The organism is Sphaerisporangium fuscum, from assembly GCF_018531465.1.
Lineage (GTDB): Bacteria > Actinomycetota > Actinomycetes > Streptosporangiales > Streptosporangiaceae > Sphaerisporangium > Sphaerisporangium fuscum.
Map to the genome: position 1 here is coordinate 23,745 of NZ_JAHDTF010000016.1, position 25,951 is coordinate 49,695.

24 protein-coding genes and 2 tRNA genes are annotated in these 25,951 nt (G+C 71.0%); 15 read left to right on the forward strand and 11 right to left on the reverse strand.

Annotation, left to right across the window (positions count from 1 at the left end; genetic code table 11):
• Positions 1-132: 132 nt before the first annotated feature.
• From KIK05_RS20440 to KIK05_RS20470, 7 genes are all read left to right on the forward strand, one after another.
• Complete coding sequence (locus tag KIK05_RS20440) at positions 133-1,074, forward strand: ABC transporter substrate-binding protein (protein WP_214412370.1); 942 nt, start codon at positions 133-135, stop codon at positions 1,072-1,074.
• A gap of 109 nt (positions 1,075-1,183) precedes the next feature.
• Positions 1,184-2,695: a sugar ABC transporter ATP-binding protein gene (locus tag KIK05_RS20445; RefSeq protein WP_250563132.1), complete on the forward strand. Its 1,512-nt coding sequence runs from the start codon at positions 1,184-1,186 to the stop codon at positions 2,693-2,695.
• Entirely contained in the window at positions 2,692-3,756 is a 1,065-nt protein-coding gene (locus KIK05_RS20450) for an ABC transporter permease (RefSeq protein WP_214412371.1), read from the forward strand. Before KIK05_RS20445 ends, KIK05_RS20450 begins: the two co-directional genes overlap by 4 nt.
• A 52-nt stretch (positions 3,757-3,808) precedes the next feature.
• Positions 3,809-4,807 (forward strand): galactofuranose ABC transporter, permease protein YjfF, encoded by a 999-nt coding sequence (gene yjfF, locus KIK05_RS20455; protein WP_214412372.1) that lies wholly within the window; start codon positions 3,809-3,811, stop codon positions 4,805-4,807.
• Positions 4,808-4,944: 137 nt separating this feature from the next.
• Positions 4,945-5,017 (forward strand) — tRNA-Ala (locus KIK05_RS20460).
• 242 nt (positions 5,018-5,259) lie between these two features.
• Positions 5,260-6,042: a glycerophosphodiester phosphodiesterase gene (locus tag KIK05_RS20465; RefSeq protein ID WP_250563133.1), complete on the forward strand. Its 783-nt coding sequence runs from the start codon at positions 5,260-5,262 to the stop codon at positions 6,040-6,042.
• 95 nt (positions 6,043-6,137) lie between these two features.
• The gene (locus KIK05_RS20470) at positions 6,138-6,716 is read left to right on the forward strand and encodes a UTRA domain-containing protein (RefSeq protein WP_308250026.1); all 579 of its coding nucleotides are present in this window, start codon (positions 6,138-6,140) and stop codon (positions 6,714-6,716) included.
• Here KIK05_RS20470 and KIK05_RS20475 read toward each other — a convergent pair.
• The 3 genes from KIK05_RS20475 to KIK05_RS20485 all read right to left on the reverse strand — a co-directional run bounded on the left by KIK05_RS20475 (position 6,689) and on the right by KIK05_RS20485 (position 9,679).
• Positions 6,689-8,917 (reverse strand): MMPL family transporter, encoded by a 2,229-nt coding sequence (locus KIK05_RS20475; RefSeq protein WP_214412373.1) that lies wholly within the window; start codon positions 8,915-8,917, stop codon positions 6,689-6,691. The two genes, KIK05_RS20470 and KIK05_RS20475, sit on opposite strands and share 28 nt — an antisense overlap.
• 115 nt (positions 8,918-9,032) lie before the next feature.
• Complete coding sequence (locus tag KIK05_RS20480) at positions 9,033-9,332, reverse strand: hypothetical protein (protein WP_214412374.1); 300 nt, start codon at positions 9,330-9,332, stop codon at positions 9,033-9,035.
• Complete coding sequence (locus tag KIK05_RS20485; RefSeq protein ID WP_214412375.1) at positions 9,332-9,679, reverse strand: ArsR/SmtB family transcription factor; 348 nt, start codon at positions 9,677-9,679, stop codon at positions 9,332-9,334. The genes KIK05_RS20480 and KIK05_RS20485 overlap by 1 nt, the downstream gene beginning before the upstream one ends.
• 151 nt (positions 9,680-9,830) lie before the next feature.
• On the opposite strand from KIK05_RS20485, the gene KIK05_RS20490 reads away from it, so the two are divergent.
• On the forward strand, positions 9,831-10,667 hold the full coding sequence (locus KIK05_RS20490) for a GNAT family N-acetyltransferase (protein ID WP_214412376.1): 837 nt from the start codon (positions 9,831-9,833) through the stop codon (positions 10,665-10,667).
• Between the two features lie 6 nt (positions 10,668-10,673).
• Here the strand turns inward: KIK05_RS20490 and KIK05_RS20495 are convergent, their stop codons facing one another.
• Positions 10,674-12,008 (reverse strand): cellulose binding domain-containing protein, encoded by a 1,335-nt coding sequence (locus KIK05_RS20495; RefSeq protein WP_214412377.1) that lies wholly within the window; start codon positions 12,006-12,008, stop codon positions 10,674-10,676.
• A gap of 420 nt (positions 12,009-12,428) precedes the next feature.
• On the opposite strand from KIK05_RS20495, the gene KIK05_RS20500 reads away from it, so the two are divergent.
• Together KIK05_RS20500 and KIK05_RS20505 are read left to right on the forward strand one after the other, a co-directional pair.
• Positions 12,429-13,082: a class I SAM-dependent DNA methyltransferase gene (locus KIK05_RS20500; RefSeq protein ID WP_214412378.1), complete on the forward strand. Its 654-nt coding sequence runs from the start codon at positions 12,429-12,431 to the stop codon at positions 13,080-13,082.
• A gap of 86 nt (positions 13,083-13,168) precedes the next feature.
• Entirely contained in the window at positions 13,169-13,960 is a 792-nt protein-coding gene (locus KIK05_RS20505) for an SDR family oxidoreductase (protein ID WP_214412379.1), read from the forward strand.
• A 262-nt stretch (positions 13,961-14,222) separates the two neighbouring features.
• Here the strand turns inward: KIK05_RS20505 and KIK05_RS20510 are convergent, their stop codons facing one another.
• Both KIK05_RS20510 and KIK05_RS20515 read right to left on the reverse strand, forming a co-directional pair.
• The gene (locus KIK05_RS20510; protein ID WP_214412380.1) at positions 14,223-14,828 is read right to left on the reverse strand and encodes a hypothetical protein; all 606 of its coding nucleotides are present in this window, start codon (positions 14,826-14,828) and stop codon (positions 14,223-14,225) included.
• Positions 14,829-14,831: 3 nt separating this feature from the next.
• The gene (locus tag KIK05_RS20515; protein ID WP_308250027.1) at positions 14,832-16,232 is read right to left on the reverse strand and encodes a selenium-binding protein SBP56-related protein; all 1,401 of its coding nucleotides are present in this window, start codon (positions 16,230-16,232) and stop codon (positions 14,832-14,834) included.
• A gap of 191 nt (positions 16,233-16,423) precedes the next feature.
• On the opposite strand from KIK05_RS20515, the gene KIK05_RS20520 reads away from it, so the two are divergent.
• Positions 16,424-17,902 (forward strand): vWA domain-containing protein, encoded by a 1,479-nt coding sequence (locus tag KIK05_RS20520; RefSeq protein WP_214412381.1) that lies wholly within the window; start codon positions 16,424-16,426, stop codon positions 17,900-17,902.
• Between the two features lie 177 nt (positions 17,903-18,079).
• Positions 18,080-18,152: transfer RNA gene (locus KIK05_RS20525), tRNA-Ala, on the forward strand.
• Positions 18,153-18,326: 174 nt separating this feature from the next.
• Here KIK05_RS20525 and KIK05_RS20530 read toward each other — a convergent pair.
• The gene (locus KIK05_RS20530) at positions 18,327-19,085 is read right to left on the reverse strand and encodes a hypothetical protein (RefSeq protein ID WP_214412382.1); all 759 of its coding nucleotides are present in this window, start codon (positions 19,083-19,085) and stop codon (positions 18,327-18,329) included.
• Between the two features lie 137 nt (positions 19,086-19,222).
• Between KIK05_RS20530 and KIK05_RS20535 the strand changes: the two genes are divergently transcribed.
• Together KIK05_RS20535 and KIK05_RS20540 are read left to right on the forward strand one after the other, a co-directional pair.
• Positions 19,223-20,356, forward strand: coding sequence for a sensor histidine kinase (locus tag KIK05_RS20535; protein WP_214412383.1), 1,134 nt, complete (start codon positions 19,223-19,225; stop codon positions 20,354-20,356).
• A complete protein-coding gene (locus KIK05_RS20540; RefSeq protein ID WP_214412384.1) occupies positions 20,353-21,015 on the forward strand; it encodes a response regulator in 663 nt (220 codons plus the stop codon). The genes KIK05_RS20535 and KIK05_RS20540 overlap by 4 nt, the downstream gene beginning before the upstream one ends.
• 252 nt (positions 21,016-21,267) lie before the next feature.
• On the opposite strand, the gene KIK05_RS20545 is transcribed toward KIK05_RS20540, so the two are convergent.
• Positions 21,268-22,431, reverse strand: coding sequence for an AfsA-related hotdog domain-containing protein (locus KIK05_RS20545; protein ID WP_214412385.1), 1,164 nt, complete (start codon positions 22,429-22,431; stop codon positions 21,268-21,270).
• A gap of 90 nt (positions 22,432-22,521) precedes the next feature.
• Between KIK05_RS20545 and KIK05_RS20550 the strand changes: the two genes are divergently transcribed.
• Positions 22,522-23,142: a ScbR family autoregulator-binding transcription factor gene (locus KIK05_RS20550; protein WP_214412386.1), complete on the forward strand. Its 621-nt coding sequence runs from the start codon at positions 22,522-22,524 to the stop codon at positions 23,140-23,142.
• On the opposite strand, the gene KIK05_RS20555 is transcribed toward KIK05_RS20550, so the two are convergent.
• The 3 genes from KIK05_RS20555 to KIK05_RS20565 all read right to left on the reverse strand — a co-directional run bounded on the left by KIK05_RS20555 (position 23,127) and on the right by KIK05_RS20565 (position 25,890).
• Positions 23,127-23,888, reverse strand: a complete 762-nt coding sequence (locus KIK05_RS20555; protein WP_214412387.1) for a glucose 1-dehydrogenase — start codon at positions 23,886-23,888, stop codon at positions 23,127-23,129. The genes KIK05_RS20550 and KIK05_RS20555 overlap by 16 nt on opposite strands.
• A 95-nt stretch (positions 23,889-23,983) precedes the next feature.
• Entirely contained in the window at positions 23,984-25,633 is a 1,650-nt protein-coding gene (locus KIK05_RS20560; RefSeq protein ID WP_308250028.1) for an FAD-dependent oxidoreductase, read from the reverse strand.
• Positions 25,630-25,890: a UBP-type zinc finger domain-containing protein gene (locus KIK05_RS20565; protein ID WP_308250029.1), complete on the reverse strand. Its 261-nt coding sequence runs from the start codon at positions 25,888-25,890 to the stop codon at positions 25,630-25,632. The genes KIK05_RS20560 and KIK05_RS20565 overlap by 4 nt, the downstream gene beginning before the upstream one ends.
• Positions 25,891-25,951 lie beyond the last annotated feature (61 nt).

A 25,951-nucleotide genomic window follows, 5' to 3' on the forward strand; every position in this document is an offset into this window, starting at 1 on the left:
GCGGACGCGGTGGGACACCCCCCACGATCAAGGAGAGACATGTTCAGCAAACCGCCGGTTTCCCCGGGAGTTCCACGTCCGCGACGGTGGGCACGGCGCCCGGGGACGGCCCGGCCGAGGCGGCTCCCGGCGATGCTCGCCGCCGGCCTCCTGGTCTCCCTGATGGCCGCCTGTGGCGGCGGAGGCGGCGGCTCGGGCAAGCTCACGCTCGGATTCGCCCAGGTCGGCGCGGAGAGCGGCTGGCGCACCGCCAACACCAAGTCCATCCAGGAGTCGGCCGAGCAGGCCGGCATCAACCTGAAGTTCTCCGACGCCCAGCAGAAGCAGGAGAACCAGATCAAGGCCATCCGCTCCTACATCCAGCAGAAGGTCGACGTCATCGCCTTCTCGCCGGTCGTGGAGTCCGGGTGGGACACCGTCCTCAAGGAGGCCAAGGACGCCAAGATCCCGGTGGTCCTGACCGACCGGGCCATCGACTCCGCCGACACCTCGCTCTATGTGAGCTTCCTCGGCTCCGACTTCGTCGAGGAGGGGCGCCGGGCCGCCGACTGGCTGGTCAAGGACAGCCAGGGCAAGTCGGGCCCGATCAACATCGTCCAGCTGGAGGGCACGACCGGGTCGGCCCCGGCGATCGACCGCAAGAAGGGCTTCGAGGAGGTCGTCTCCAAGGACCCGAAATTCAAGATCGTGGCGTCGCAGACCGGTGACTTCACCCGGGCCAAGGGCAAGGAGGTCATGCAGGCCTTCCTGAAGGCCCAGCCCAAGATCGACGTGCTGTTCGCGCACAACGACGACATGGCGCTCGGCGCCATCCAGGCCATCGAGGAGGCCGGCAAGAAGCCCGGCGTCGACATCAAGATCATTTCGATCGACGGCGTCAAGGACGCCTTCCAGGCCATGAAGGACGGAAAGATCAACGTGGTCGTCGAGTGCAACCCTCTGCTCGGCCCCCAGCTGATGGACATCGTCAAGAAGGTCACCAAGGGTGAGCAGGTGCCCAAGCGCATCCAGACGCAGGAAGGCGTCTTCACCCAGGACCAGGCCGCCGCGGCGCTGCCGAACCGCAAGTACTGACGACCGGGCGGGCGGGCGCCGTACCGGCCCGAGCCGGACGGCTCCCGCCCGCGCCGCGCCTCATCAAGCACGGTCACACGACCCACGGCGCCGCGAGAGGAACGTGCGCATGGCTGAGCCGCGACCCGTTCTGGAGATGACGGGCATCGGCAAGGAGTTCCCGGGCGTCCGGGCCCTGTCCGACGTCGATCTCCGCCTGTTCCCCGGGGAGGTCCACGCGCTGATCGGCGAGAACGGCGCCGGGAAGTCGACGCTGATCAAGGTGCTGACCGGCGTCCACCGGCCCGACTCCGGGACCGTCCGCATCGAGGGACAACCGGTGCGCATCACCGGCACCCCGCAGGCGCGACAGGCCGGGATCAGCACGGTCTACCAGGAGGTCAACCTCTGCCCGAACCTGTCGATCGCCGAGAACATCTGCATCGGCCGTGAGCCGCGCCGCCGCGGCGTGATCCGCTGGAAACAGGTGCGCCGGCGGGCGGGCGAGCTGCTCGCCCGCGTGGGCCTGGACCTGGACGTGACCGCGCCGCTCGGCTCCTGCTCACTGGCGGTCCAGCAGCTCGTCGCCATCGTGCGCGCACTGGACGTCTCGGCCAAGGTGCTCATCCTGGACGAGCCCACCTCCAGCCTGGACCGCGGCGAGGTCGAGCGGCTGTTCACGGTGATGCGGCGGCTGAAGGACGAGGGCGTGGCGATCCTGTTCGTCTCGCACTTCCTCGACCAGATCTACGAGATCTGCGACCGCATGACCGTGCTGCGCAACGGCAGGCTCGTCGGCGAGTACCTCACCGCCGAGCTCAGCCGCATCGACCTCGTCCAGCGCATGATCGGCAAGGAGCTCCACGAGCTGGAGGAGCTGCACGACCACGACAGGCCGCCGGTCGGGCCGCCGCTGCTGGAGGCGCGCGGTGCGGGCCGCGGCGGAGCCGTCGCCCCGTTCGACCTCACCGTCCACGAGGGCGAGGTCGTCGGCCTGGCCGGTCTGCTCGGATCGGGACGTACCGAGATCGCCCGGCTGGTGTTCGGCGCCGACCCGGCCGACAGCGGGAGCATCGCCGTCGGCGGCCAGACGGTGCCGCTGCGCTCGCCGCGCGTGGCGATCTCGCGCGGCATCGCCTTCTGCTCGGAGAACCGCCGCGCCGAAGGCCTGGTCCCGGAGCTGACGGTCCGCGACAACATCATCCTGGCCCTGCAGGCCGCCCGGGGCTGGGCCCGCCCGCTGCCCGCCGCCCGGCGGGAGGAACTGGTGGCCACCTACATCCGCACGCTCGGCATCCGTCCCGCGGACCCCGACATGCCGGTGGGCAACCTGAGCGGCGGCAACCAGCAGAAGGTGCTCCTCGCCCGCTGGCTGATCACCGAGCCCCGCCTGCTGATCCTCGACGAGCCCACCCGGGGCATCGACATCGGGGCCAAGGCCGAGATCCAGAAGCTGGTGGTGTCGCTGTCGGAGCAGGGGATGGGGGTGCTGTTCATCTCCGCCGAGATCGAGGAGGTGCTGCGGCTCAGCCACAAGATCGAGGTGCTGCGCGACCGTCAGGTGGTGGCGGAGCTGGCCGTCGGCAAGGACCTGACCGCCGGGAGGGTCATGGAGACGATCGCGGGCGGAGCGGGCCGATGAGCACCACACCGGCGTCACGTCCCGCCGCCCTGCTCGGGCACCGGCTCTTCTGGCCCCTGGTGATCCTCGCCGCCCTGCTGGTGGGCAACGTCGTCTTCAACCACGACTTCCTGGCGGTCCGGGTCAAGGACGGCCACCTCTACGGCAGCCTCGTCGACATCGTCCACTTCGGGGCCCCGCTGATGCTCGTCTCCCTCGGGCTCACCCTGGTGATCGCGACCGGCGGCATCGACCTGTCCGTCGGCTCGGTGGTCGCGATCAGCGGCGCCCTGGCCTGCCTGTGGATCAGCGGGCAGGACGACCAGGGGAGCGTGGGCGGGACGGTGGCGGCCGTCGGCGTCGCCCTCGCCGCCTCGACGGTGCTCGGCGTGTGGAACGGGGTGCTCGTGGCCCGCGTCGGCGTGCAACCGATCATCGCCACGCTGATCCTGATGGTCGCCGGCCGGGGCATCGCCCAGCTCGTCACCGACGGGCAGATCATCACGATCTCCAGCCCCCCGTACAAGCTGATCGGCGGCGGATACTGGCTGACCCTGCCGTTCTCGGTCATCGTCGTCGGCGTCGTGGCCGTGCTCACCGGCCTGCTGACCCGCCGGACCGCTCTCGGGCTGCTGGTGGAGTCGGTCGGCGGCAACGCCGAGGCCAGCAGGCTGGTCGGCATCCGCTCCCGAGGCCTGACGATCATGGTCTACACGTTCTGCTCCCTCTGCGCGGGCGTCGCCGGCCTGATGATCAGCTCGAACGTCTCCAGCGCCGACGGCAACAACGCCGGCCTGTGGATCGAGCTCGACGCGATCCTCGCGGTGGTCATCGGCGGTACCTCGCTGAACGGCGGGCGGTTCCACCTGAGCGGCACCATGGTGGGCGCTCTGATCATCCAGACCCTGTCGACCACCGTCTACAGCACCGGCATCCCCCCGGAGACCACGCTGGTCTTCAAGGCCGTGGTCGTGACCTGCGTCTGCCTGCTGCAGTCGCCGGCGTTCCGGGCGAAGGTGTTCCGGCGCCGGGCGCGGCGCGAGGCCACGGCCGTACCGGCGGACGCCGAGGCGGCGGCATGAGGCACGGCGGGGGCGGCGAGGCGGCCACGGACGGCGAGGAACGAGGTACGGCATGGCCACATTGACGAGAAAGCGGACCGCGGGCCTGGCGGTGATCACCTCGCGCGGCAGGCTGCCCGTGATCGTGACCGCGGGTCTGCTCGTGGTGATGTTCGCCGCGGGCTCGCTGCAGTACGACGGGTTCTTCTCCGGGCAGGTGGTGCTCAACCTGCTGATCGACAACGCGTTCCTGCTGGTCGCGGCGGTCGGGGCGACGTTCGTGATCCTCACCGGCGGCATCGACCTGTCGGTGGGCGCCATGGTCGCGCTGTCCACGATGATCTGCGCGTCGCTCGTGCAGCACCACGGCTGGCCGATCTACGCGGTGATCCCGCTGGTGCTGGCGGTGGGTGCGGTCGCGGGGTTCGTGATGGGCTACGTGATCCACCATTTCCGGATCCAGCCGTTCATCGCGACCCTGGCGGGCATGTTCCTCGCCCGTGGGCTGTGCTACGTCATCAGCGTCGACTCCATCTCGATCACCGATCCGGTGTTCACCGACCTGGCGCAGGCGCGGCTCCCGCTCCCCGGCGGCACGTTCGTCTCGCCGAGCGTGGTCATCGCGCTGGTCGTGGTGGCCGCGGCGTTCTACGTGCTCCACTACACCAGGCTCGGACGCGGCGTGTACGCCATCGGCGGCGGCGAGCAGTCGGCGCTGCTGATGGGCCTGCCGGTCGCCCGCATCAAGATCACGGTCTACACCGTGAGCGGGCTGTGCTCGGCTCTCGCCGGGGTGCTGCTGACGTTCTACATGCTGTCGGGCTACAGCCTGCACGCCGTCGGCATGGAGCTCGACGCCATCGCCGCGGTCGTCATCGGCGGCACCCTGCTGACGGGCGGGTCGGGGTACGTGCTCGGCACGCTCCTCGGCGTGCTGGTCCTCGGCCTCATGCAGACGATCATCAGCTTCCAGGGGACGCTCAGCTCCTGGTGGACCAAGATCGTGATCGGGATCCTGCTGTGCGTCTTCATCCTGCTGCAGCGCCTGATCGGCACCCGGAAGGCCCGGTAGCCGTCCGGTCCGGGGCAGGTCGAGGGCCCGTACGGCCTGCGCCCGGCCGAAGCGTGACACACGGCCTGGTGAGCCGGCCTTCCGGTTCCGGTTTCCTTGTGGTGGCCCGGTTCCTATAGACTGTCCGCGCATCGCAAGGGGCTATAGCGCAGTTGGTAGCGCGCCTCCATGGCATGGAGGAGGTCTGGGGTTCGAATCCCCATAGCTCCACACATTGTGGGTAGCGCGGCAGCGTCGATGGCATGGAGCAGGCCTGGGGTTCGAATCCCCATAGCTCCACAGTTTGTGGATAGCGCGGCAGCGTCGATGGCATGGAGCAGGCCTGAGGCCCGTATTCCCATAGCTCCACAATTCTCGAAATCCCGCTCGATCATCCGATCGGCGGGATTTCTGCGTTCACCGGGGTCGTCTGTGGCACAGTCGAGGGATCAAAAGATCGAAAGGTGTGAGTCTTGGCAGTCCCCCTCGCCGCGTTGATGCTGGCCTCGTTGCTCACCTCTCCGTCCGCGGCGCTGCCCGCGTGCCCGCAGATATTCGCGCACGGCGGCTACCCCACCGGTGCCGACGCCTGGGAGAGAGACCAGGTGCGTCAGCCCAACAACCCCACGGCCATCCGCCGGTACAAGGGCTGGGGCGCCTCGGGCGTGGAGGCCGATCTGCAGCTCACCAAGGACGGCACCAAGGCCGTCATGTGGCACAACACCTCCACATGGGGTCTGACGGGCGCGAAGAAGAACATCACCGACATCTGGTGGGCGGCTGGCGACACGGCGCTCAAGGGCCGCACCATCGACCGCGGCCCGTTCCGGGGCGAGACCGTCCACACCTTCCGTGAGTGGCTGGCCACGATGAAGGCCACCGGCATGGTCGGGCTGGTCGAGATCAAGCCGGAGGCCCGGCAGTCGCTGCTCAGCTCCGACGCCTCCATCAGGTCGCGGGCCTGGGCCGAGGTGCTCGACCCCGTGAAGGAGAGCCACCGGTCGCAGGAGATCATCCTGTACTCCCACGACGGCGCTCTCGCCGCCGAGCTGAAGAAGAGGGTCAGCGCCGCGGGCATGACCCAGGTGCTGAGCGGCGGCCCCGTCTGGCCCGAGGTCACCAAGTGGGAGGAGCCGCCTCCCTCCTGGAAGCTGAACGAGAAGGCGTGGCGGGCGGCGCTCGACGGCGGCGCCAAGCGGGTGGCCACCGACTACACGGCCCAGTTCAGCGCCTGGCTCAAGGGGAAGTGCCGCTGACCACGCCGCGGGAGGCGTCCCGCGAAATGGGGTGGCCAGGCCGGGCCCACTAGAGTGACCCGCGGGAAGCTCAGATCTCCGGGAGGGTGGGCAGCGTGGAACCCGACACTTCGCGGGCCGGACGGCCGGGGCACGTGGTCGTACGACGTGCCCTGCCCACCGAGCCGTCCGTGCGCGCCTCGGCGTCGCTGTTCGTCACCGAGGCCGAGCGGCAGGGCGTCCGCGCGGGCCGGCGGATGCTGTACGTCGGCCCCGAACCCGCCGCCGAGCACATCGCCGAGGCCCTGCGCGTCGCCCCCGGGGCCGACGTGCTGGTGCGGCGCAAGCTCCTGCTGGCCGACGACGTGCCCGTCCGCATCGCCACCAGCTACTTCCGCCTCGACCTGTTCGGCGGCACGCCGATCTGTGATCCCGGCTTCGTCCGGCCGACCCTGCAGGCGGGCATCGAGGCGCTGGGCCACCGCTTCGGCCACGCCGAGGAGTACCTCCTCGCACGCCGCCCCACGGGTTACGAGTCCGAGACGCTGTGGCTGGAGGAGGGGGAGTGGGTCGTCCAGATCGTCCGCACCGGCCACGCCGTCGACGGCACCCCGATCCACACCCTGGAGACCGTCTGCGCCGCCTCCCGCAACATCTTCCCCATCACTCAGGTGTTCGGCGCCGACGAGTTCTGATCCGCCGGGACGGCCGGTCGGCTTTTCGCCGACGGCGACCTGCGGATCCATCGCGGCAGGCGGGGCGGCGTCCAGGCGCGTGATCCGAGGAGGGTGATGGCGGCGGGCAGCAGCACGCCGCGCACGACGGTCGCGTCGATGACGATGGCCACCGACAGCCCGACCCCCATCATCTTGTACTCGATCGCGGTCAGCAGGACGAAGACCGTGAAGGCGGCCGTCATGATCGCGGCCGCGCCGGTCACGACGCCCGCGCTGCCGCCCACGCCTTCGACCACCGCGTCCCGGGAGGTCGCGCCGGCGGTCCGGCGTTCCCGGATCCGGCTGAGGATGAAGATGTGGTAGTCCATGCTCAGGCCGAACAGGATGACGAACATGAACAGCGGCAGCCAGCCGACCACGCCGCCGTACGGGGTGAATCCGAGCACCCCGCCCAGGTGACCGCCCTGGAAGGTCCAGGTCAGCACGCCGTAGGCGGCCCCGATCGACAGCAGGTTCAGCACGATCGACACCAGCGGGATCGCCAGGGAACGAAAGGCCGCGGCGAGCAGCACGAACGCCAGGACCAGGACGAAACCGAAGACCAGCGGAGTACGTCCAGTGAGCTGTTCGGTGAAGTCGTACGGTACGGCGGTCCGTCCGGTCACCGCGTAGCCGACATCCTTCAGGGAGTCGAAGGCGGCCGGCAGGGTGGTGCCGCGCAGGGTGTCCAGTGACGTGTTGGCGGCCTCACCGGTTCCGAAGTGGGCCAGCGGAACGCGCGCGATGAGGACGCCGTCCCGTCTGGTGGTCCAGCTCGCGCCGATCTCCGTCGCGGCCCGGCTGGCGGCGGGCGTCTCGAGCGCGCCCTCGCGCGTCTCCCACACCACCACGGTGGCGGGGGATGGAGATCCAGGGAAGGCATCCTGCATCCGGAGCGCGGCGTCCACCACGGGCACCGTCCGCGGCAGGCTGTCGGTGACCGCCGCGTCCTGCAGGCGCATCCCGAGCGCGGGCAGGGTCAGCACGATCAGCGCCAGCAGCGCCGCTCCACCCCACAGGACGGGGCGGCGTACGACCGCGTGGGCCACGGCCGACCAGAAGCGGGACCGCCCGGCGGTGACGCGGCGCCGGCCCGGCCAGGGGAGACGCCCCTTGTCGACACGGTCACCCAGGACGGCCAGCAGCGCGGGCAGCACCGTGACCGATCCGATCAGCGCGAGACCGACCACCAGGACGGCGCCGATCGTCAGGCCGCGGAAGTTGTCCAGCCCCGTGAACAGCAGGCCGCCCAGGCACAGCATCACGGTCAGCCCGGAGACCAGGACGACGTGCCCCGAGGTGCGGGCGGTGACGCGCAGCGCCTCGGCGACACCGCGCCCGGCGGCCCTTTCCTCCCGTTCACGGCGCAGGTAGAACAGCGTGTAGTCGATGGACACGGCGATGCCGATGAGCAGCACCATGGACGAGGTCGCGCTGTTGATCGGCACCCAGTGATCGATCAGCCGCAGGAAGCCGAACGTTCCGGCCACCACGGTGAGGGCCAGCAGCAGCGGGATGCCCGCGGCGACCAGCGAGCCGAACACCACGAGCAGGATCACCACGGTGAGCGGCAAGGACAGCCGCTCGGCCCGCTGGAAGTCTCCGCGGATGCCCTCGTCGACGGCCAGGGACAGGCTCCGGTCACCGGCCTGGGCGAGTCGGACCCGCGGGTGACGGGCCGCCACCTCCCGGATCGCCGAGACCGCCGTCTCGTAGTGCTCCCGCGACCGTTCGTCGGGTCCCGCGACCTCGAAGGTGACCAGGCCGGATCGGCCGTCCTTCGAGATCAGCCGCGTCGAGTGCGCGGTCAGGGGCGAGCGGACCGCCGCGACCGCGTCCGGCGTGCGGCTCAGTGCGGCCACCAGGTCCCGGGCGGCTTCCAGCGGCTCCGGGTCGTCGGTGAACCGGCGTCCGCCGTCGCGTGCCTGGATCAGCACGTTCTCCAGGACCGGCACGTTCACCCGCCGCTGGTCCAGCACGCGCTCGGCCCGCCCCGCCTCGCCCGGATCGGTGCTGCTCACCGATGGGCCGGTCACCAGAGCGCTGGAGAGGATCCCGATGACGACCAGTGCCAGCCAGCAGGTGATCGCGAGTGTGCGGTGCCGGGTGGACCATCCGGCGATCCGTTCGACGAACGGGCGGCTGGGCGGCGGGCCGGCCGATTTGCTTTCAGGCAGCATGAACTGCTGTCCTTTCCGTAGGAGGAGCGATCCTGTGAGAACTCGCCTGCGGGCGAGATGGTGCTTCTTCCACCTGGGCCGTCGAGTTGCCGCTCGTCGGCCCAGGGCCCTGCTTTCACTCGACCTGTTCGAGGATCCGCTCGATCGAGTCCATGCGTGCCTGTACGGCGGCCAGGCGTTCGGTGAGCTCGGCCAGCTGCCGTTCGGTGCTCTGCTGGACGGCGAGCCCGTCCTCGGCGAGCTTGCGGTACCACAGTTCGCGATCCAGCAGCATCCTGGCCCGCCGCCCGGCGCCGATCTGCCAGGCGACCACCGTGACCACCACGATGAGCAGGGTGAGCAGGCCCGCGGCCCCGACGACCTGGGTCCAGTCGGTGTCGTACATGAGAAGAGCCGGCAGTTCGCGGCCGTTCATCACATGGATCCTTTCGTTCCGTCGCCGTCGTCGCCCGGCACGGTGAGGGTTCGGGCCGCGGTCTCGACGACCTCCGGCGTCAGAAGGAACGCGAACGGGTTCACCTCGTAGAACTTCATCGCCTTCCCGTCGTCCGAGATCTCCATCCGTGCCGACACCAGACCGGCCGCCTCCAGCTTTCGCAGGTGGACCTGGAGGAGGGCGCGACTGATCCCCAGCTCGCGGGCGAGCCGGCTGACGTAGTTGCGCTCGCGCACCAGCGCCGCGAGCACTCTGAGTCGGTGGGGGCTGGCCAGGGTGGCCAGCACGCGTACCAGGTCGTCGCCGCTCGGCGCGGAGCTGCTCATTCGTCGACCCCGCACATGCAAAGAAAAGTTAGCACATGCCTCATCTGATTGGCCCTCCCTGCCGGAGGCGGTACGGACGCCCGTCACGGTGAGGTCCGGACGTGCGGAAAAGGGTTGGCCGGGGCAGGAAGGCGGCTGGGAGACTTGGGCCATGCCGTGGACGTTCTCCGAGCGCATCGCCGAGTTCCCCGACGCCGCCGAAGCCTGGCTGCGGCGCGATCCCGTCCGCAACACCGTGCCGCTCACCGTGCTCGCCCGCGTCCGGGGCGGGCTGTGGGGGGACGGCGCCGTGTTCGGCTGGCTCACCGACGGCGGCGAGGTGAGGGGAGCCGTCGTCCACACCCCGCCCTACGCGCTGCTGCTGGCCGACATCCCGCAGGACTCGGTCGCCTCCCTGGCCGAAGGGCTGCGTGAGCGTGACCTCGCCGGGGTCAGCGGCCCGAAGGACCAGGTGGAGGCGTTCGCGTCGGCGGCCGGACGCGAGCAGGCCGGGCGGACCTCCATGCGCCTCTACCGCCTCCGGACGCTGCTGGCCGCCTCGTCCACGGGCGCGGCGCGGGCGGCGGACGGCGACGACGTCGAACTGGTCACCGGCTGGATGGCGGCCTTCTCGGAGGAGGCCGAACCCGGCTTCCGCCGCGCCGGAGGACGGGAAGCGGTGCGCGAGGATCCGAGGCCCCGGGTCGAGCACGGCGTCCGGCAGGGCGAGGTCGTGCTGTGGGAGGACGGCGGGCGGCGGGTGGCCACGGCGGCGTTCTCCCGTCCGATCCTCGGGATGTCGCGCATCAGCTCGGTGTACACCCCGCCCAAGTTCCGCGAGCGGGGGTACGGCTCGGCGGTGACGCACGCGGCCACCCGCGCCGCCCAGGACGCGGGGGCCGACGTGGTCGTGCTCTTCACCAACCTGGCGAATCCAACATCGAACGCCATCTACCAGGCGCTCGGCTATCGCCCGGTCGGCGACTACACGGCCGTCAACTTCCGGTAGCCGCTCTCACGCGCAGGCGGCGCCGTTCAGGGTGAAACCCGAGGGGGCGGAGGCGGCGCCGGTGGCGGAGGCGGTGAAGCCCAGGTCGATGACGCCGCCCGCGGCCACGTTGCCGTTCCAGGAGGCGTTCTTCACCGTCACCGTGGTGCCCGACTGCGTCCAGACGCCGTTCCAGCCGGACACCGTCACGCCCGGGGCCACGGTGAAGGTCACCGTCCAGCCCGTCAGCGCGGCGCCCCTGTTGGTGAGGCTGATCTGCCCGTTGAAGCCGCCCTGCCACTCGCTCTGCTTGGTGTAGGAGGCGGAGCAGGCGCCGGGGGTGGGCGTGACCGTCGGAGTGGGCGTGGGGGTCGGTGGCGGTCCCGGGGTCGAGGTGCCGGTCGTGTAGGCGATCCCGGTGTAGGCCGCGCCGCACGGGCCGCAGGAGGACGGGAGCGAGAAGGAGTACACCCGGCCGCCGTTGACGAGCGCGTCCGAGACGTCCCTCACCCGGATCTGGTATTGCGTGCCGCCAGAGACGGTGGGGGCGATGATGTACGACTGGCCCATGTCGCCGTTCATCTGCGCGGCCTTCCAGACGCCGTCCGCCAGGTACTCCACGCCGTGGATGCCGTTGGCGAGATGGGAGACGGCGATCGCCGGCCAGTAGCGCTGGGCGCCCTGCAGGAAGCCGATCCGGATGTCGCCGGTGTAGTCGGGGGCCGGGACGAACGACCAGGTGATGTGACGGTTGTTCCAGTGCCCGGGGTACATGTCGCCGACGGGGCCTCCGTTCCTGACGAATCTGTTCAGCGAATTCTTGGCCAGGTCGAGGTGGTAGGGGTCGTCGCGGCACCAGGCGTTGGCGTCGCCGCAGCTGTCGGCCACGAGCATCGTCAGCGTGGCGCCGTTGTAGGCGTCGCCCACCCAGGAGCCGTTGCGGCAGAAGGCCTGGCCGGGCGCCCCGTCGTTGACGCCGGTGCAGTAGTCGGAGATCGACACCCGCACCCAGCGGCCGCAGTTGAGCCCGTTGTTCCACATGCCGATCTTGGACGACATCGACGCGGGCAGGGGGCGGGGGTAGTTCCCGTAGTCGCCGGGGGTGTTGAAGACGTTGAGCGCGACGAAGTCCTGGCTCTCGAGCTCCGGCTGCGGCAGGCCGCAGCCGCCGTAGGGGGAGCCGAGGCCGTCGAAGTAGGTCGCGTTGCCGGTCACCGGCGCGGGCGGGTCCGCCACCGCCGAGGCCGTCGTCGCCGGCTGCGCGACGAGCAGTGCCGTGACCAGCGAGGTGGCGAGCAGTGCCGCCGGCCACCATCGGCGGCGCCTTCTCGCCGGTTCTGCCGCCTGACAGGTATCACCCATGGCCGTCCTGTCTTTCATCGCCGCCTCCGTTTACGCCGTCCCTGACCTCGCCGGACCGTGCTCGCGGTCCTCCACGAGGGCGGGGTCACCGTAAATCCGGATGAAAACGGCGGACAAACACGTGCCGGTGTCCTCCGTCTCCGCCGCAGGTCATCGTGGTACGTCCCGCCCGCCGTCGGTGAAAGTTGCATGAACTGACCGGTCGACCAGGCAGCGGAGGAGGTGTGACAACCGTCTCGGATCGGACACAATTGCGCGGCCACCGAGGGGCCCTAGTGGCAATTGCCGTCATTTGTGACAAGTTGGAAATTCCCCGAACGAGAAGCTTAACTATCTGTCCTGACCAGACTTGACGGCATATGTGATGTACCTCTATTTAATGAGGAGTCGGATAACAGGGTCGAGTGTTGGGTGGACGGGATGACAGCGAGAGGCTCGCGCTCGGCGCACCGGGCTGCGCAGGCCGACGCGTTCGATCGGATCGGCGAACGGTACGACGAAGCCTTCCCGTACAAGGGCGGGCAGATCGCCTCCGCCGAATGGGTTCTACGCAAGCTCCGCCCGGGCGCCCGGGTGCTGGACGTCGGCTGCGGCACCGGGCTGCCGACGGCCAGGCAGTTCGTGGACGCCGGATGCCACGTGACGGGCATCGACATCTCGCCCGTGATGCTCGAACTGGCCGACAAGCACGTCCCGGAGGCCGACCTGCGCCGGGTCGACGTCGTCGACCTGGACGCGACACTCGGCCGCTTCGACGCGGTCGTCGCCTACTTCTCCCTGTCGATGCTCCCGCGCGGCGAGATCATGAGCGCCCTGCTCAAGCTGCACGAGCTGCTCGTCCCCGGCGGCTGGCTCGCGGTGGGCATGGTGGAGATGGACGTCGACGACGTGCTGATCCAGGTGCTCGGCGCGCCGGTCCGGATGACGGGCTACCCCCGGTGCTCGCTCCGCGCGGTGGTGGAGGAGGCCGGGTTCAGCGTCCGTGAGCAGATGGACCTGGCCTACGTCCCGGCGAACGACGGCGATCCGCTGGAGATGCAGATCTTCCTCAACTGCCGCCGCAACACGTTCTGAGCCCGCCGCGCGCGCGTGTTTGACGGGTGAGGACGCGGGCGTCTAGGTTCCGGGATACCGACTGGTCGGTTCGAACGGAGAGCGCTATGCGGGTGCGGGACCGGGTCGTCGTGGTGACCGGCGCGGCGAGCGGCATCGGACGGGCGATGGCCGAGCGGTTCGCGGCGGAGGGCGCCGCGGGCGTCGTCGTCTCCGACCTCGACGAGGCGGGCGCGGCGCGGGTGGCCGAGAAGATCGGCGAGCGAGCGGTCGCCGTACGTGCCGACGTGTCGTCGCAGGACGAGGTGCGCGCCCTGGTCGAGGCCGCCGAGCAGGCCTTCGGCCCGGTCGGCCTGTTCTGCTCCAACGCCGGCGTCATCACCGGCCACGGGCTGGAGGCGGGCGACGACGAGTGGGAGAGCACCCTCGCCGTGAACGTGCTCGCCCACGTGTACGCCGCCCGCGCGGTCGTGCCCGGCATGGTCGAGCGCGGCGAGGGCTACCTGCTGAGCACGTGCTCGGCCGCGGGGCTCATCAGCTGCCCCGGCGACGCGCCGTACGCGGTGACCAAGTCGGCCGCGATCGCCTTCGCCGAATGGCTCGCGATCCACTACCGGCCCAAGGGCGTCAAGGTGAGCGTGCTCTGCCCGCAGGGCGTGCGCACCGCCATGCTGGAGCGCGGCGTCGAGGAGGACCATCTCACCTTCCGCGCGGTCGCCGCCTCCGGCACGATCCTTTCGCCGGCCCAGGTGGCGCAGGCGGTGGTCGACGGCCTCGAGGCGGAGCGGTTCCACATCTTCCCCCACCCCGAGGTCGCCGAGTTCGTCCGGCGCAAGTACGACGACCCGGACCGCTGGCTGGCCGGCATGGCCCGCTTCGTCGACTCCCTGGAAGAGTGAGCGCGAGGGGCGCGGCGGTGGTCTGAGGAGGAGGGAGGGTGAGGGACGAGCCCGGACGACGACGAAGGCCGCCGCCTCGAGGAGCGCCTCTCGCCGCCGAGCGGAGCGAGGCCATGGGCACGGGCGCGGCGGTGGTCTGAGGAGGAGGGAGGGTGAGGGACGAGCCCGGACGACGACGAAGACCGCCGCCTCAAGGAGCGCCCCTCGCACGCCGAGCGAAGCGAGGCCATGAGCACAGCGAGCCCGCCGCGCAGCGAGGTCGTCAGACGTTGAGGGCGGCGAAGGCGCCCGCGCCGATCAGCGCGACGGCCCAGGCCAGGTCCAGGTTGAACCACGCCCGGCGCAGCACCGAGACGCCCAGCCGCTCGTAGACCACCACGGCCAGTGTCGCGGTGACGGCCAGCATCGCCAGGGTGTGCACCGCGGTGAACAGCAGCGTCTGCTCGCTCAACGCCAGGACGGCCTCGTGGTGACCGGTCAGCGTGATCGGGAGCAGCATCAGCCCCGCGCCGTGCGCGGTCGCCATCAGGAACGACCACCCCGCCAGCTGCCACCCCGTGACCCGCATCCCGACCCAGCGAGGATGCCGCCGCCGCAGCAGCTTCCAGATCCCGAACCCGCACACCAGCGCCGCCACGCCGTACGAGGCCGGCCTCGGCGGGGTGGCCACCCGGGCCGCCGCCACGAGCGCCAGGGTGAGCAGCACCGATGCGGCGTGCCCGAGCACGATCGGCGGCAGCGCCTTCAGGACGGCCCGGCGCGACCTCTCCTGCAGGCCGAGCGCGACCGCGAACAGCCACCCCATGGCGGGGTTCAGGCCGTGGAAGGCGCCGAACCCCGCCAGGGCGAGCCATTGGGTGAGTTCCATGCGTCAGGACGGGTAGCAGTAGGAGTCGGACGAGGAGTCGCCGCCCTGCAGCCGCACCTGGTGGGGCCGGCGTCCGTCGGTGGCGAAGTCGACCAGGAAACCCTCGTCGAAGGCGATGGACCCGTCGTCGGCGATGTCGACCTTGGCCAGCCAGCCCGAGATGCCGTAGGGGTAGAAGACGTCGTCCCAGGAGCGGTAGAGCGAGTTGGTGAAGTAGACGCGCCTGCCGTCGCGGCTCACCTCGACCATCTGCGGGCCGCCGTTGCGGGGCGTGCCCGGTGTGCCGGGATGGGGGTCGCGCCGGGCGATGCCGCCGATCCGCACCGACCCGGTCTGACGCGGGTGGAGCGGGTCGGACACGTCGTAGGCCAGCAGTTCGCCGGTGCCCCAGGCCGACACCAGCAGGATGCGGTCGTCGAGGGTGAGGGAGATGTCGCTGACCAGCGGCGGGACCGCGCCGAACTGCTTGAGCGGCTCGGGGAGGAGAGCGGGGTCGGCGGGCTCGGCCGGGATCGTGATCGTCTTCCTGGCCTTCCAGACGCCGTCGTCCAGGTACCAGGTGAAGATGTTGGCCGACAGGTCCTCGACGCTGATCACGGTGTTGACGAACCCGTAGGTCTTGGTGGGGTCGTGGGCGGGGCGCAGCTCCAGGGCCATCTGGTGCTGGTCACCGAGGTCGATCTCCTGCAGGTGGGTGCGCTTGCGCAGGTCCCACACGTGCAGCTTGTGGCCGTACTTCCGGCCGACCAGCAGCTCGAGGTCGGGGCCCGCCTCGATCATGTTCGGGGTGCCCCACTCGCTGGTGACCATGCGGTCGTGTCCGAGATGCCACCAGAAGTCGTAGTGCAGCTGCTGGGTGCCCCGGTCGGCCTCCCACTGGCCGAGCGGCTCGAAGGTGTCGTGGTCGAGCATGAACACCCCGCCCGGCGCGTCGCCGTCCACGTTCCCCAGCGCGCTGACGTAGACGGCGTCGGTGCCGCAGTGCACGGTGTGCGGCCGGCTGTAGCCGGTGCGCTCGAAGAGCGTCTCCGGCTCGATCGTCTTGACCAGCTTGGGGTGGGCGGGGTCGTCCTTGACGTCGAAGATGTAGATCCGGGAGGAGCGCAGGCCCGGGACGACCAGGTAGCGCCGCTCGACGTGGGGGTGCGGCGCGTACGGGCACAGCGCGGCGCTGCAGACGTTCCACCCGAAGTGGTGGAGCTCGTCCCCGGGCACCGACATGTCGTGGACGCCGACGACCGTCCCGTAGCCCGGCGAGTCGGGGTCGAGGTCGACGGTGGCCAGCCCGTCCGGCCTGCCGTTCCCTTCGGCGTCGAGCAGCGCGAGGTACGCGAGCCGCTCCCTCGGCGCCCGCATCGCCTCGGTGGCGGAGGGATAGAACGTGGGATCGGGTTGGATCAGCACGACGGCCCCTTTCGGACAAGGCTATATAACCCATCAATCTTGTAGGAAAAGCTGGCCTTGTCCAGTGATTGGCCGCCATCGGCCGCGCGGCGGGTCACGCGCCGGGCACGGTTCGCCGTCGCTTGGATGACGGCTCAGGCGGAACGTGAGAAGGGTTCGTCGTAGGGGGTGACACCGAGGGAGGCCTTCCGATGAAGTCACGAATCCTCGTCTGTGCGCTGCTGGCGCTCGCCCTCCTGTTATCCGGCTGCGGAGCGTCGTCCCACGACGCCTCCTCCGCCCGCCAGCCCGCCCACCCCGCGGGCCCGGCCCAGGGCCGGAGCGAGGAGGTGCCCCTCCGGACCCCCGGCGGCGGCCAGGGCACACCGTCCCAGGACACCATCTCCACCTTCGCGCTCGACGTCGACACCGCCTCGTACGACTACGCCCGCGCCACCCTGCGCGAGGGCCGCCTGCCCGACCCGGCGCAGGTCAGACCCGAGGAGTTCGTCAACGCCTTCGACCAGGGGTACGCCGAGCCCGAAGACGACGGGTTCTCCGTCCAGATCGACGGCGCCAGGGCCGGCGCCGACGGCGCCGCTCTGCTGCGGGTCGGACTGCAGACCCGGACGGCCGACAGCGCGGCCCGCAGGCCCGCCGACCTGACCTTCGTGGTCGACGTCTCCGGCTCGATGGGCGACCCGGGCCGGCTCGACCTCGTGCTCGACGCCCTGCACACCATGGTGGACCGGCTCGGGCCGGGCGACGAGGTGGCCATCGTGTCCTTCAGCGACCAGGCGACGGTGCGCCTTCCGATGTCCCCCGTGAGCGACCGCGCCCGGCTGCACGAGGCCATCGACACTCTCGCCGTCGAAGGGTCCACCAACCTCGAAGCCGGGCTCGTGACCGGGTACCGGGAAGCCGCCCGCGCCTTCCGGCCGGTGGCGGTCAACCGGGTCGTCCTGCTCTCCGACGGCCTCGCCAACACCGGGGACACCTCCTGGCAGGGCATCCTCGACCGGGTCGAGGAGTACGCCGCCCGCCGGGTGGCGCTGCTGTGCGTCGGCGTCGGGCGGGAGTACGGCGACACGCTCATGGAGCAGCTCGCCGACCACGGGGACGGCGCCGCGCTCTACGTCGCCACACAGGAGGAGGCACGCAAGGCGTTCGTCGAACGGCTCCCCGCCACGCTCGACCTGCGCGCCCGCGACGCCAAGGCCCAGGTCGCGTTCAACCCCGCCGCCGTCGCCTCCTACCGGCTCGTGGGGTACGAGAACCGGATGCTCTCCCAGCAGGACTTCCGCGACGACGCCAAGGACGGCGGCGAGGTGGGCCCCGGCCACGCCGTGACCGCGCTGTACGCGCTGCGGCTGCGCCCCGGGGCGTCCGGGCAGGTGGCCGTGGCCACCGTACGCTGGCAGGACCCCGACACCCGCGAGCCCGCCGAGACGAGCCGGGCCGTGGAGATGTCGCAGCTGTCCGGCGAGCTGTGGAACGGCGCCCCGCCGAGGCTCCAGGTGGACGCGGTCGCGGCGGCCTTCGCGCAGCGGCTCAGGCGCGCCGGCGACGAATTCTTCCCCGATGGGCTCGACGGCCTCGCCGGGCACGCCGAGCGGCTCGCCACCGCCACCCAGGACCCGATGGTGACCGAACTGGCCACCCTGATCCGCACGGCCCGCACCATGGAGTGAGCACCGCTCCCGGCCCGCGGGCCCGCCCCCGGTGGCCGCGGGCCGAGCGTCGGGCGAGAGACGGCCGAGGCTTCGGAGGCCGGCCTCTCGGATCTTCGTCCGGTTCGGCACCCCGGTCGATGTCCGATACACTGGCTGCGCGCCACCCGGTCGACCCGACCGGTCACGGCGTGACCAGGGGCTATAGCGCAGTTGGTAGCGCGCCTCCATGGCATGGAGGAGGTCTGGGGTTCGAATCCCCATAGCTCCACAGTTTGTGGGTAGCGCGGCAGCGTCGATGGCATGGAGCAGGCCCGGGGTTCGAATCCCCATAGCTCCACACTTTGTACGTAGCGCGGCAGCGTCGATGGCGTGGAATGATCACGCGCTGATCATTTCGATCGGCGCGGGTTTTCGGTTTCCGGGGGTCGGTGCGGGAACTCCTTCACGGCCGATCCGCGGCACCGGCCGGCTTCGTGATCGTTCCGAACTTCTCGCCCGCGTTGAGGCGGGTGATGAGGTCCGCCACCGCACGACGTCCCCCGTTCGCCGTCACCCACGTGCTCACCTGGCACGCCGCCTTGGCGTAGGTCCGCTTGTCCGTGCCGGCCGCTCGCAGCCAACCGTCCAGCGTCGCGGGAAGAGGGCCGTCCGCGCGCACCAGGCACCGGTCGGCGGCCGACTCCGGCGCGAGGTAGCGCCGATCATCCGAGACCAGCACGGCCAAGCCTTCGTCGAACCACTGCGGCACCTCGTCACCGCCCGAGTCCAGCCGCGCGTGCAGTTCGACGTGCGACATCTCGTGGGAGGCGATGACCGGGTCCACGCCGCCGGGCGACAGCATCACCGCGCGGTTCAGCACGGCGATGCCCCGCTCCCCGCCTCCGCCGATCCGCCGGTAACAGCCGTCGGTGAGGCAGGCGAGGATACGCGGCGAGGTCCTCCTGCCGCCGTAGAAGTCGCGGACGCGCCGGTTCGCCTCCTCCACCACCGAGATCACCTGCTTCCCGCGCCACGCCGGCAGATCCGCTTCCGCGTAGACGCCGGGGGCCAGTCGTGCCAGCCCGTAACACCCCGGACAGGTCGTGGCGGCGACGGACGGAAAGGCCGAAGCCACGACGGCGACCGCCGCCACCGGCAGGGCCGCGAGCCCCGTGAGCAGCCAGACCCGGCCCCGACGCGCCGTCCCGCCCCGATCAGGCATCTGCGGCACCTCGGTGAGCTCTCGCTTCGATCATGCCGGCCACCTTCTTGCACGCCCGGCGCTCGGCACATCGGACCAGGGGCTGACGTCCCCTGGTCTGAGGCCGGAGTCCTGGGTGGCCGGATAACGTCGGCGGCATGGACGACACGAGCCCTCTCCTGGTCCGGCGGCTGAGCCGCGGTCAGCTGGTCGCGTTCGACTGCCTGATGGCGTGGGGGATCTCGCTGGCCTTCCTCACTTCGTCCGCCCCGGCGCAGACACCCCCATGGGTGCGGCCGGCCGTCGCGCTGGGGCTGGGGCTGCCGCTGGCCGTCCGGCGGCTCCGGCCGAGGACGGTGTTCTGCGGCGTCCTGGCGGTCGCGCTGGTCGCGACCGTGTTCCACGTGGTGCGCATGCCGTACCTGGCACCCGCCTGCGCTCTCTACACGGTGGCTCTGACCGGCAGGGAGATCGCCGGGCTGCCGACCGCATGGGTCGCCGCGCTGACGGCGTTCGTGCTGACCGGGTTGCTGGTGGCTCCGGTGTGGTGGGAGGACGGCCTGCGGGAGGCGTTGTCCGGCGTCGCGGCCATGGGCGGGGCCTGGACGGTGGGGCGCGCCGTCGCCGAGCGCCGGGCGTACGCCAAAAGGACGGCCGAGCAGCTGGCCCGCGAGTCGGTGGCCGAGGAACGGCTGCGCATCGCCCGCGAACTGCACGACGTGGTCGCGCACAGCATGGGCCTGATCGCGGTCAAGGCGGGCGTCGCCAACCACGTCATCGGGAGCAGTCCGGAGGAGGCGGGCGACGCGCTGCGGGTGATCGAGTCCGAGAGCCGCAGCGCGCTGGCCGAGATGCGCCGCATGCTCGGGCTGCTGCGCACGGACCCCGCCGAACTGGCGCCGTTCCCCGGCGTCCACGGGCTGCCGTCGCTGGGTGAACGGGCGAACCTGGCGGGAGTAAAGGTCGAGATGGACGTGCGGGGGGTCGAGGAACTGCCGCAGGGAGTGGGGCTCACGGTGTACCGGATCGCGCAGGAGGCGATCACAAATGTGATCAAGCATGCGTCGCCGGCACACTGCCGGGTGGACATCGAGGCCGACGGGAGGCGGGTGCGCGTCGAGGTGACCGACGACGGGCCCGGGCGCAGGACGCTGCCGCCCAACGCCGGCGGGCACGGGCTGATCGGGATGCGGGAGCGGGTCCTCATGTACGGCGGCGTGTTCGAAGCCGGTCCCCGGTCCGGCGCGGGCTTCCGCGTCTTCGCGTGCCTGCCGTACGAGGGAGTGTCATGATCCGGGTGGTGGTCGCGGACGACCAGGCCCTGCTCCGGGGCAGCTTCCGGGTCCTGCTGGAGTCCGAGCCCGACATCACCGTGGTCGGCGAGGCGGGCGACGGCGCCGAGGCGGTCGAGCTGGTCCGGCGCGAGGATCCCGACGTGGTGCTGATGGACGTGCGCATGCCGGGGATGGACGGCATCGAGGCGACGCGGCGCATCGACGGGCGGGCCAGGGTGCTGATCCTGACGATGTTCGACCTGGACGCCTACGTCTACGGGGCGCTGCGGGCCGGGGCGAGCGGCTTCCTGCTGAAGGACGTTCCGCCGGCCGACCTGCTGGCGGCGGTACGGGTGGTGGCGGCCGGGCAGGGGCTGCTGGCGCCGGCCGTGACGCGCAAGCTGATCGAGGAGTTCGCCCGGATCCCCGCCCGGCCGGTCGTCCGTGGCCTGGACGGCGTGACCGGGCGCGAGAGGGAGGTGCTCACGCTGATCGCCCGAGGGCTGTCGAACACCGAGATCGCCGCCCACCTGCACCTGAGCCTCGCCACCGTTAAGACCCACATCGGGCGCCTGCTCACCAAGCTCGACGCCCGCGACCGGGCTCAGCTCGTCATCGCCGCCTACGAGAGCGGCCTGGTGACGGCGGCGCCGGCTCGTGGGGGTGACGGCGGCTGAGGGTGGTTCACCTGGCCGGCCACCGTACGGCGGCGCCGTCTTCGCCGTAGCCGGTTCCCGCCGACCCGGCGCCGAAGAGAAAGCGTCAGGCCCAGCGCCGGGACACCACGGGGGCCGGGGCGCGCGGCTGCTGAGCAGGGGTGTGCTCGGGGGTGTGCGGTTCGGTGGGGGAAGGGTGCCGGGGTCGGGTCGGGCGGGTGGTGAGGGCCTGTGGTGAGGGAGGTGTGTGGGTTCGGTGGGGGAGGGGCGGGGTCAGGTTGGGCGGGTGATGATCAGGCCGGTGCTGGCGGGGGTGCCGTACTGGTCGATGGAGACGCGGACCGGGACCTCGCCGCCGGGGAGCGGGGCCTCAGGGTGGGCGTGGACCTGGCAGGGGTCGGTCAGTTCGACGTAACGGCGGAACGTCGCGTACATCTTGGCCGGTACGACGGGCACCGGGTGTGTGACCAGGAGGGCGGCCTGGCGCATGGCCTCCATGAGGGCCATCCCGGGTACGTGGTCGACCTCGTGGTCGAAGAGCACGGGGTGGGCGGGGTCCACTCGCAGCGGCCAGCCGCCGTCCGGTGACCCCTGCGCCAGCACGACGTCCTCGGGCCGGTCGCGGCCGACGAGCGCGGGATCGACCGGCTCGGCCAGGGACGCGGCGACAATGCCGGGGCCGCGCAGGGATGCGGCCGCAATGCCGGGGCCGGCCTGGGATGCGGCGACAATGCCGGGGCCGCGCAGGGATGCGGCGGCAATGCCGGGGTCGGGCGGGGACGCGGCGGCAATGCCGGGGTCGGCCAGGGATGCGGCCACAAAGCCAGGGCCGGGCGGGGGCGCGGTGGCAATGCCGGGGTCGGCCAGCGATGCGGCGGGAATGCCGGAATCGGGTGGGGATGCGGCGGGGGTTCGCCGGGAGGAGGTGGCGCGCAGGCGGTCGTACGCCGCCCGCGAGACGCAGTCGAACCTGCCCTCGCCCATGCCGATGAGCTCCCCGTCACGGTAGAGGTCCACGTGGCCGCGCAGGCCTGCCAGGGTCGTGCCCCGGTGGCGCACCTCACTGCGGGTGAAGCGCAGCACCAGGTTGGTCGGGCCCCAGCCGACGGTGAGGTCTCCGAGGCCGGCCTCGTACGACAGGTCCCACAGCAGGAAGCGGCGGTCGAGCGGGCAGTCGAGCTCGGCGTGGCTGACCACCAGGCCCGCCTGGCGTACGGTCTCGGCGATCAGCAGCGGATCGTGGCACCCTCCGACGGGCCGGTAGAAGCTGTGCGTCCGGGGCCACTGCGCGGCGAGCAGGGAGGTCTTCTCGTCGAGGCTCCGCCATCCGGTGATCATCACCTCCGACACGGCCGCGCGGTGCACCAGATGACGGGAGACGGGCTGCTCGAAAAAGGCGGGGCCGACCGATAACTCCGGCATGACGTGGACGTTCATGGCTGTCACCTCCAGAGTTCCTGCCTGAGAGGTAACGCGGCCGATACAATACCGACCGAGCGGTTTCTTTCAGGAGGAACTTCATCCCTCATGGCTAAACAGGCACGTGCACTGGCGACCAGGCAGCGGGTTCTCGAAGGCGCGGCGGAGGTGTTCGAGGAGTACGGCTACGCCGCGACCACCATGGCCCAGATCCTGGAGCGCTGCGGAGTGACCAAGGGGGCGCTGTACTTCCACTTCGGCTCCAAGGAGAAACTGGCGAGGGCGATACTCGAGGCCGACGAGAGGCTCCTGGCGTCCCTCGTCGCCTCCGACCGGCCGGCTCTCCAGGTGGTCATCGACGCGAGCCACGGCTTCGCCAGGGAGCTCCAGACCAACGTCATCGCCCGGGCCAGCGTGCGGTTGGCGATCGAGCACGGCACGTTCTCACAGGTCGAGTTCACCACCCACGTGATGTGGCAGGACGGTGCCAGGGATCTCCTGGCGCGGGCGGGGCGCGAGGGCGTGCTGCTGCCCGGCGTCGACGTCGAGGCGGTGGCCGAGACCGTGGTCGCGGCCTTCACGGGGGCGCAGATCGTCTCCCAGGCCGTGTCGGACCGGCGTGACCTGCGCCGCAGGCTGACCAATTTCTGGACCCTGCTGCTGCCGGGCATCGTGCGGCCGGAACTCGTCGGCCGCTTCGACCCCTCCGGCGGCTATATCAGCGTGTAGCCGCCGTCCACGGGCAGCGTGACGCCGGTCACGAACGACGCGCGGTCGCTGGCGAGCCACGCCGCCGCCTCGGCGACCTCCTCGGGTTCGGCGGTCCTGCCCTGGGGTGTGACGGCGTGCAGCAGTTCCTCCATCCCCGGCCGCAGGGCGAACCACGCCTCGATCATCTCCGAGCGCGTGGTGCCCGGCGCGATCGCGTTGACCCGGATGCCCTGCTTGGCGTACTCCGCGGCGGCGGCCCGGGTCGCCCCGACGACGGCGTGCTTGGCGATGACGTACGGCGCCGCCACCGGGGTCGCGACCAGGCCTCCGACGCTGCTGGTGTTCACGATGGCCCCGCCGCCGCCGGCGAGCATCTGCCGGATCTGCCGGCTCATGCAGAGCCACACCCCCCGCAGGTTGACCTCGACGATCGCGTCGAAGACCTCGTCGTCCATCAGGTGCATGGGCGTCTGCTCGGCGCCCAGTCCCGCGTTGTTGAACGCCACGTCGAGCCGCCCGTAATCGCCGACGGCGGTGGAGACCGCACGCTCGACCTCCTCGGGCCGGGTCACGTCGGTCACCGAGTAGGCGGCCTCGAATCCCTTCGCCGTCAATTCGTCGACCAGGTCCCTCAATTCGCGTTCCCGGCGTGCCGCGAGGACGACCGCGGCGCCTTCGCGGGCGAATACCCGCGCCGCCGCGGCGCCGATCCCGCTGCTGGCCCCCGTTATAAGGGCGACCTTTCCAGATAATATTCCCGACATGTCTATATTGTCATCGCGTCGCTCGCCTATTGGCAATGGCGGGATTGTATAAACTGTGTGAATTCCCTTGAAATGGGATATCGCCTTTTCCGGGTTTAGGTGCCTGCGCGATAACGGTGCATGAGCGCCACCGCCATCGCCCCCTCGCCCACCCCCGAGGCGACCCGCTTCACCGAACGCGCCCGCACGTCCCCGGCCGCGAAGACCCCCGGCACGCTGGTCTCCAGCAGGTACGGCTCCCGGTCCAGGCCGAACACGCCCGCGGGCACGTCCGCCCCGGTGAGCACGAACCCGTGGTCGTCGCGTGCCACCGCGCCGCCGAGCCACGCGGTGCGCGGCCGGGCGCCGATGAAGGTGAACACGAAGCCCGCGTCCTCCTCAATGGTCTCGCCCGTGACGACGTCGGCGAGCGTGATGCGCTCCAGGCGCTCCCCGCCGGACAGCCCGACGACCTTCGTGCCGAGCCGGACCTCGATGGACGGCGTCCGGCGGATCTCGTCCACCAGGTACTGCGACATGCCGGCCTCCAGGGAGGCGGCCCTGATCAGCATCGTCACCCGGCTGGCGTACTTGGCGAAGTGCAGGGCCGCCTGCCCGGCCGAGTTGGCGCCCCCGATGACGTGCACGTGCTGCGAGATGCACGACTGGCTCTCGGTGGTCGCCGCGCCGTAGTACAGCCCCGCGCCGGCGAAGCGGTCGGCGCCCGGCACGTCCAGGCGGTTGTAGGAGACGCCCATGGACAGCAGCACCATCTCCGCGCTGATCTCGGTGCCGTCGGCCAGCGTGATGATCCGGGCGGGATCGGCTCTGCGCAGGCCCGTCACCTCGACCGGATACAGCAGCTCGGCCCCGAACCGCCGTACCTGCGAGACGGCCCGGCGCGCCAGGTCGCGCCCCGACAACCCCGCCGGGAAGCCCAGGTAGTTCTCGATCAGGCTGGAGGTGCCCGCCTGGCCGCCCGGCACGTCGAAGTCGACCAGCAGGGCCGACAACCCCTCCGAGGCCGCGTAGACACCCGCCGCGAGCCCCGCGGGGCCGGCGCCGATGATCACGGTCTCGTAGTGCGGGCGCGACGCCGAGGCCGACAGGCCGAGCCGCTCGGCGAGCCGCGCGCTCGTCGGCGCGGCCAGCGGCTCGCCGTCCGGGAAGATCACCAGGGGCAGGGCGTCCGTCCGGCCCTCGGCGAGCCGGCGGGCCTCGGGGTCCACCTCGACGTCGAGGAAGCGGAACGGCTGCTCGTTGCGCGTGAGGAAGTCGCGGACGGCGTGCGTCGCGGGGGAGACCAGGAACCCGACCACCGTGATGCCCTGGTAGGCGGGCCGGTAGGAGGCCAGCCAGTCCGACAGCAGGTCGTCCAGCACCGGGAACAGGCGCTCTTCGGGCGGGTCCCACGGCTTCATCAGGTAGTGGTGCAGCCGTACCCGGTTGATGGCCGTGATCGCCGCGTCGGTGTCGGCGTACGCCGTCAGCAGCACGCGCCTGGCGTCGGGGAACCTCGCCCCCGCCTCCAGCAGGAAGTCGACTCCCGTCATCTCGGGCATCCGCTGGTCCACCAGGAACAGCGCCGGGTCCTCGCCGCGCCGGTCCAGCGCGTCGAGGATGCCGAGCGCCTCCTTGCCGGAGGAGGCGCCGAGGACGCGATAGCTGCCGGAGTAGACGGTGCGCAGGTCACGCCGGACGGCGCGCAGCACCTGCGGGTCGTCGTCGACGGCGAGGATCACCGGCCTGCCGGTCTCGTCGCTCACTGCCCGACGACCTCCTCGTCCACGTAGCACCAGGCCCAGCTCTCACCCGGCTCGACGGAGGCGGCGATCGGATGCCCGCTCGACCGGTGGTGCTTGGTCGCGTGCCGCCCCCGGGAGGAGTCGCAGCATCCGACGTGCCCGCAGCTGAGGCACTCTCGCAGGTGCACCCAGCGCTGTCCGAGCGCCAGGCATTCCTCGCATCCGGTGGACGCGGCCGTCACCGGCCGGATCTGGTCGAGGTGCGTGCATCGGGCCACGGCGGCCTCCTTCTGCGGCAGGGGCATGGGCCAGGTGGTGCACACACTAGGCACCAGGCCC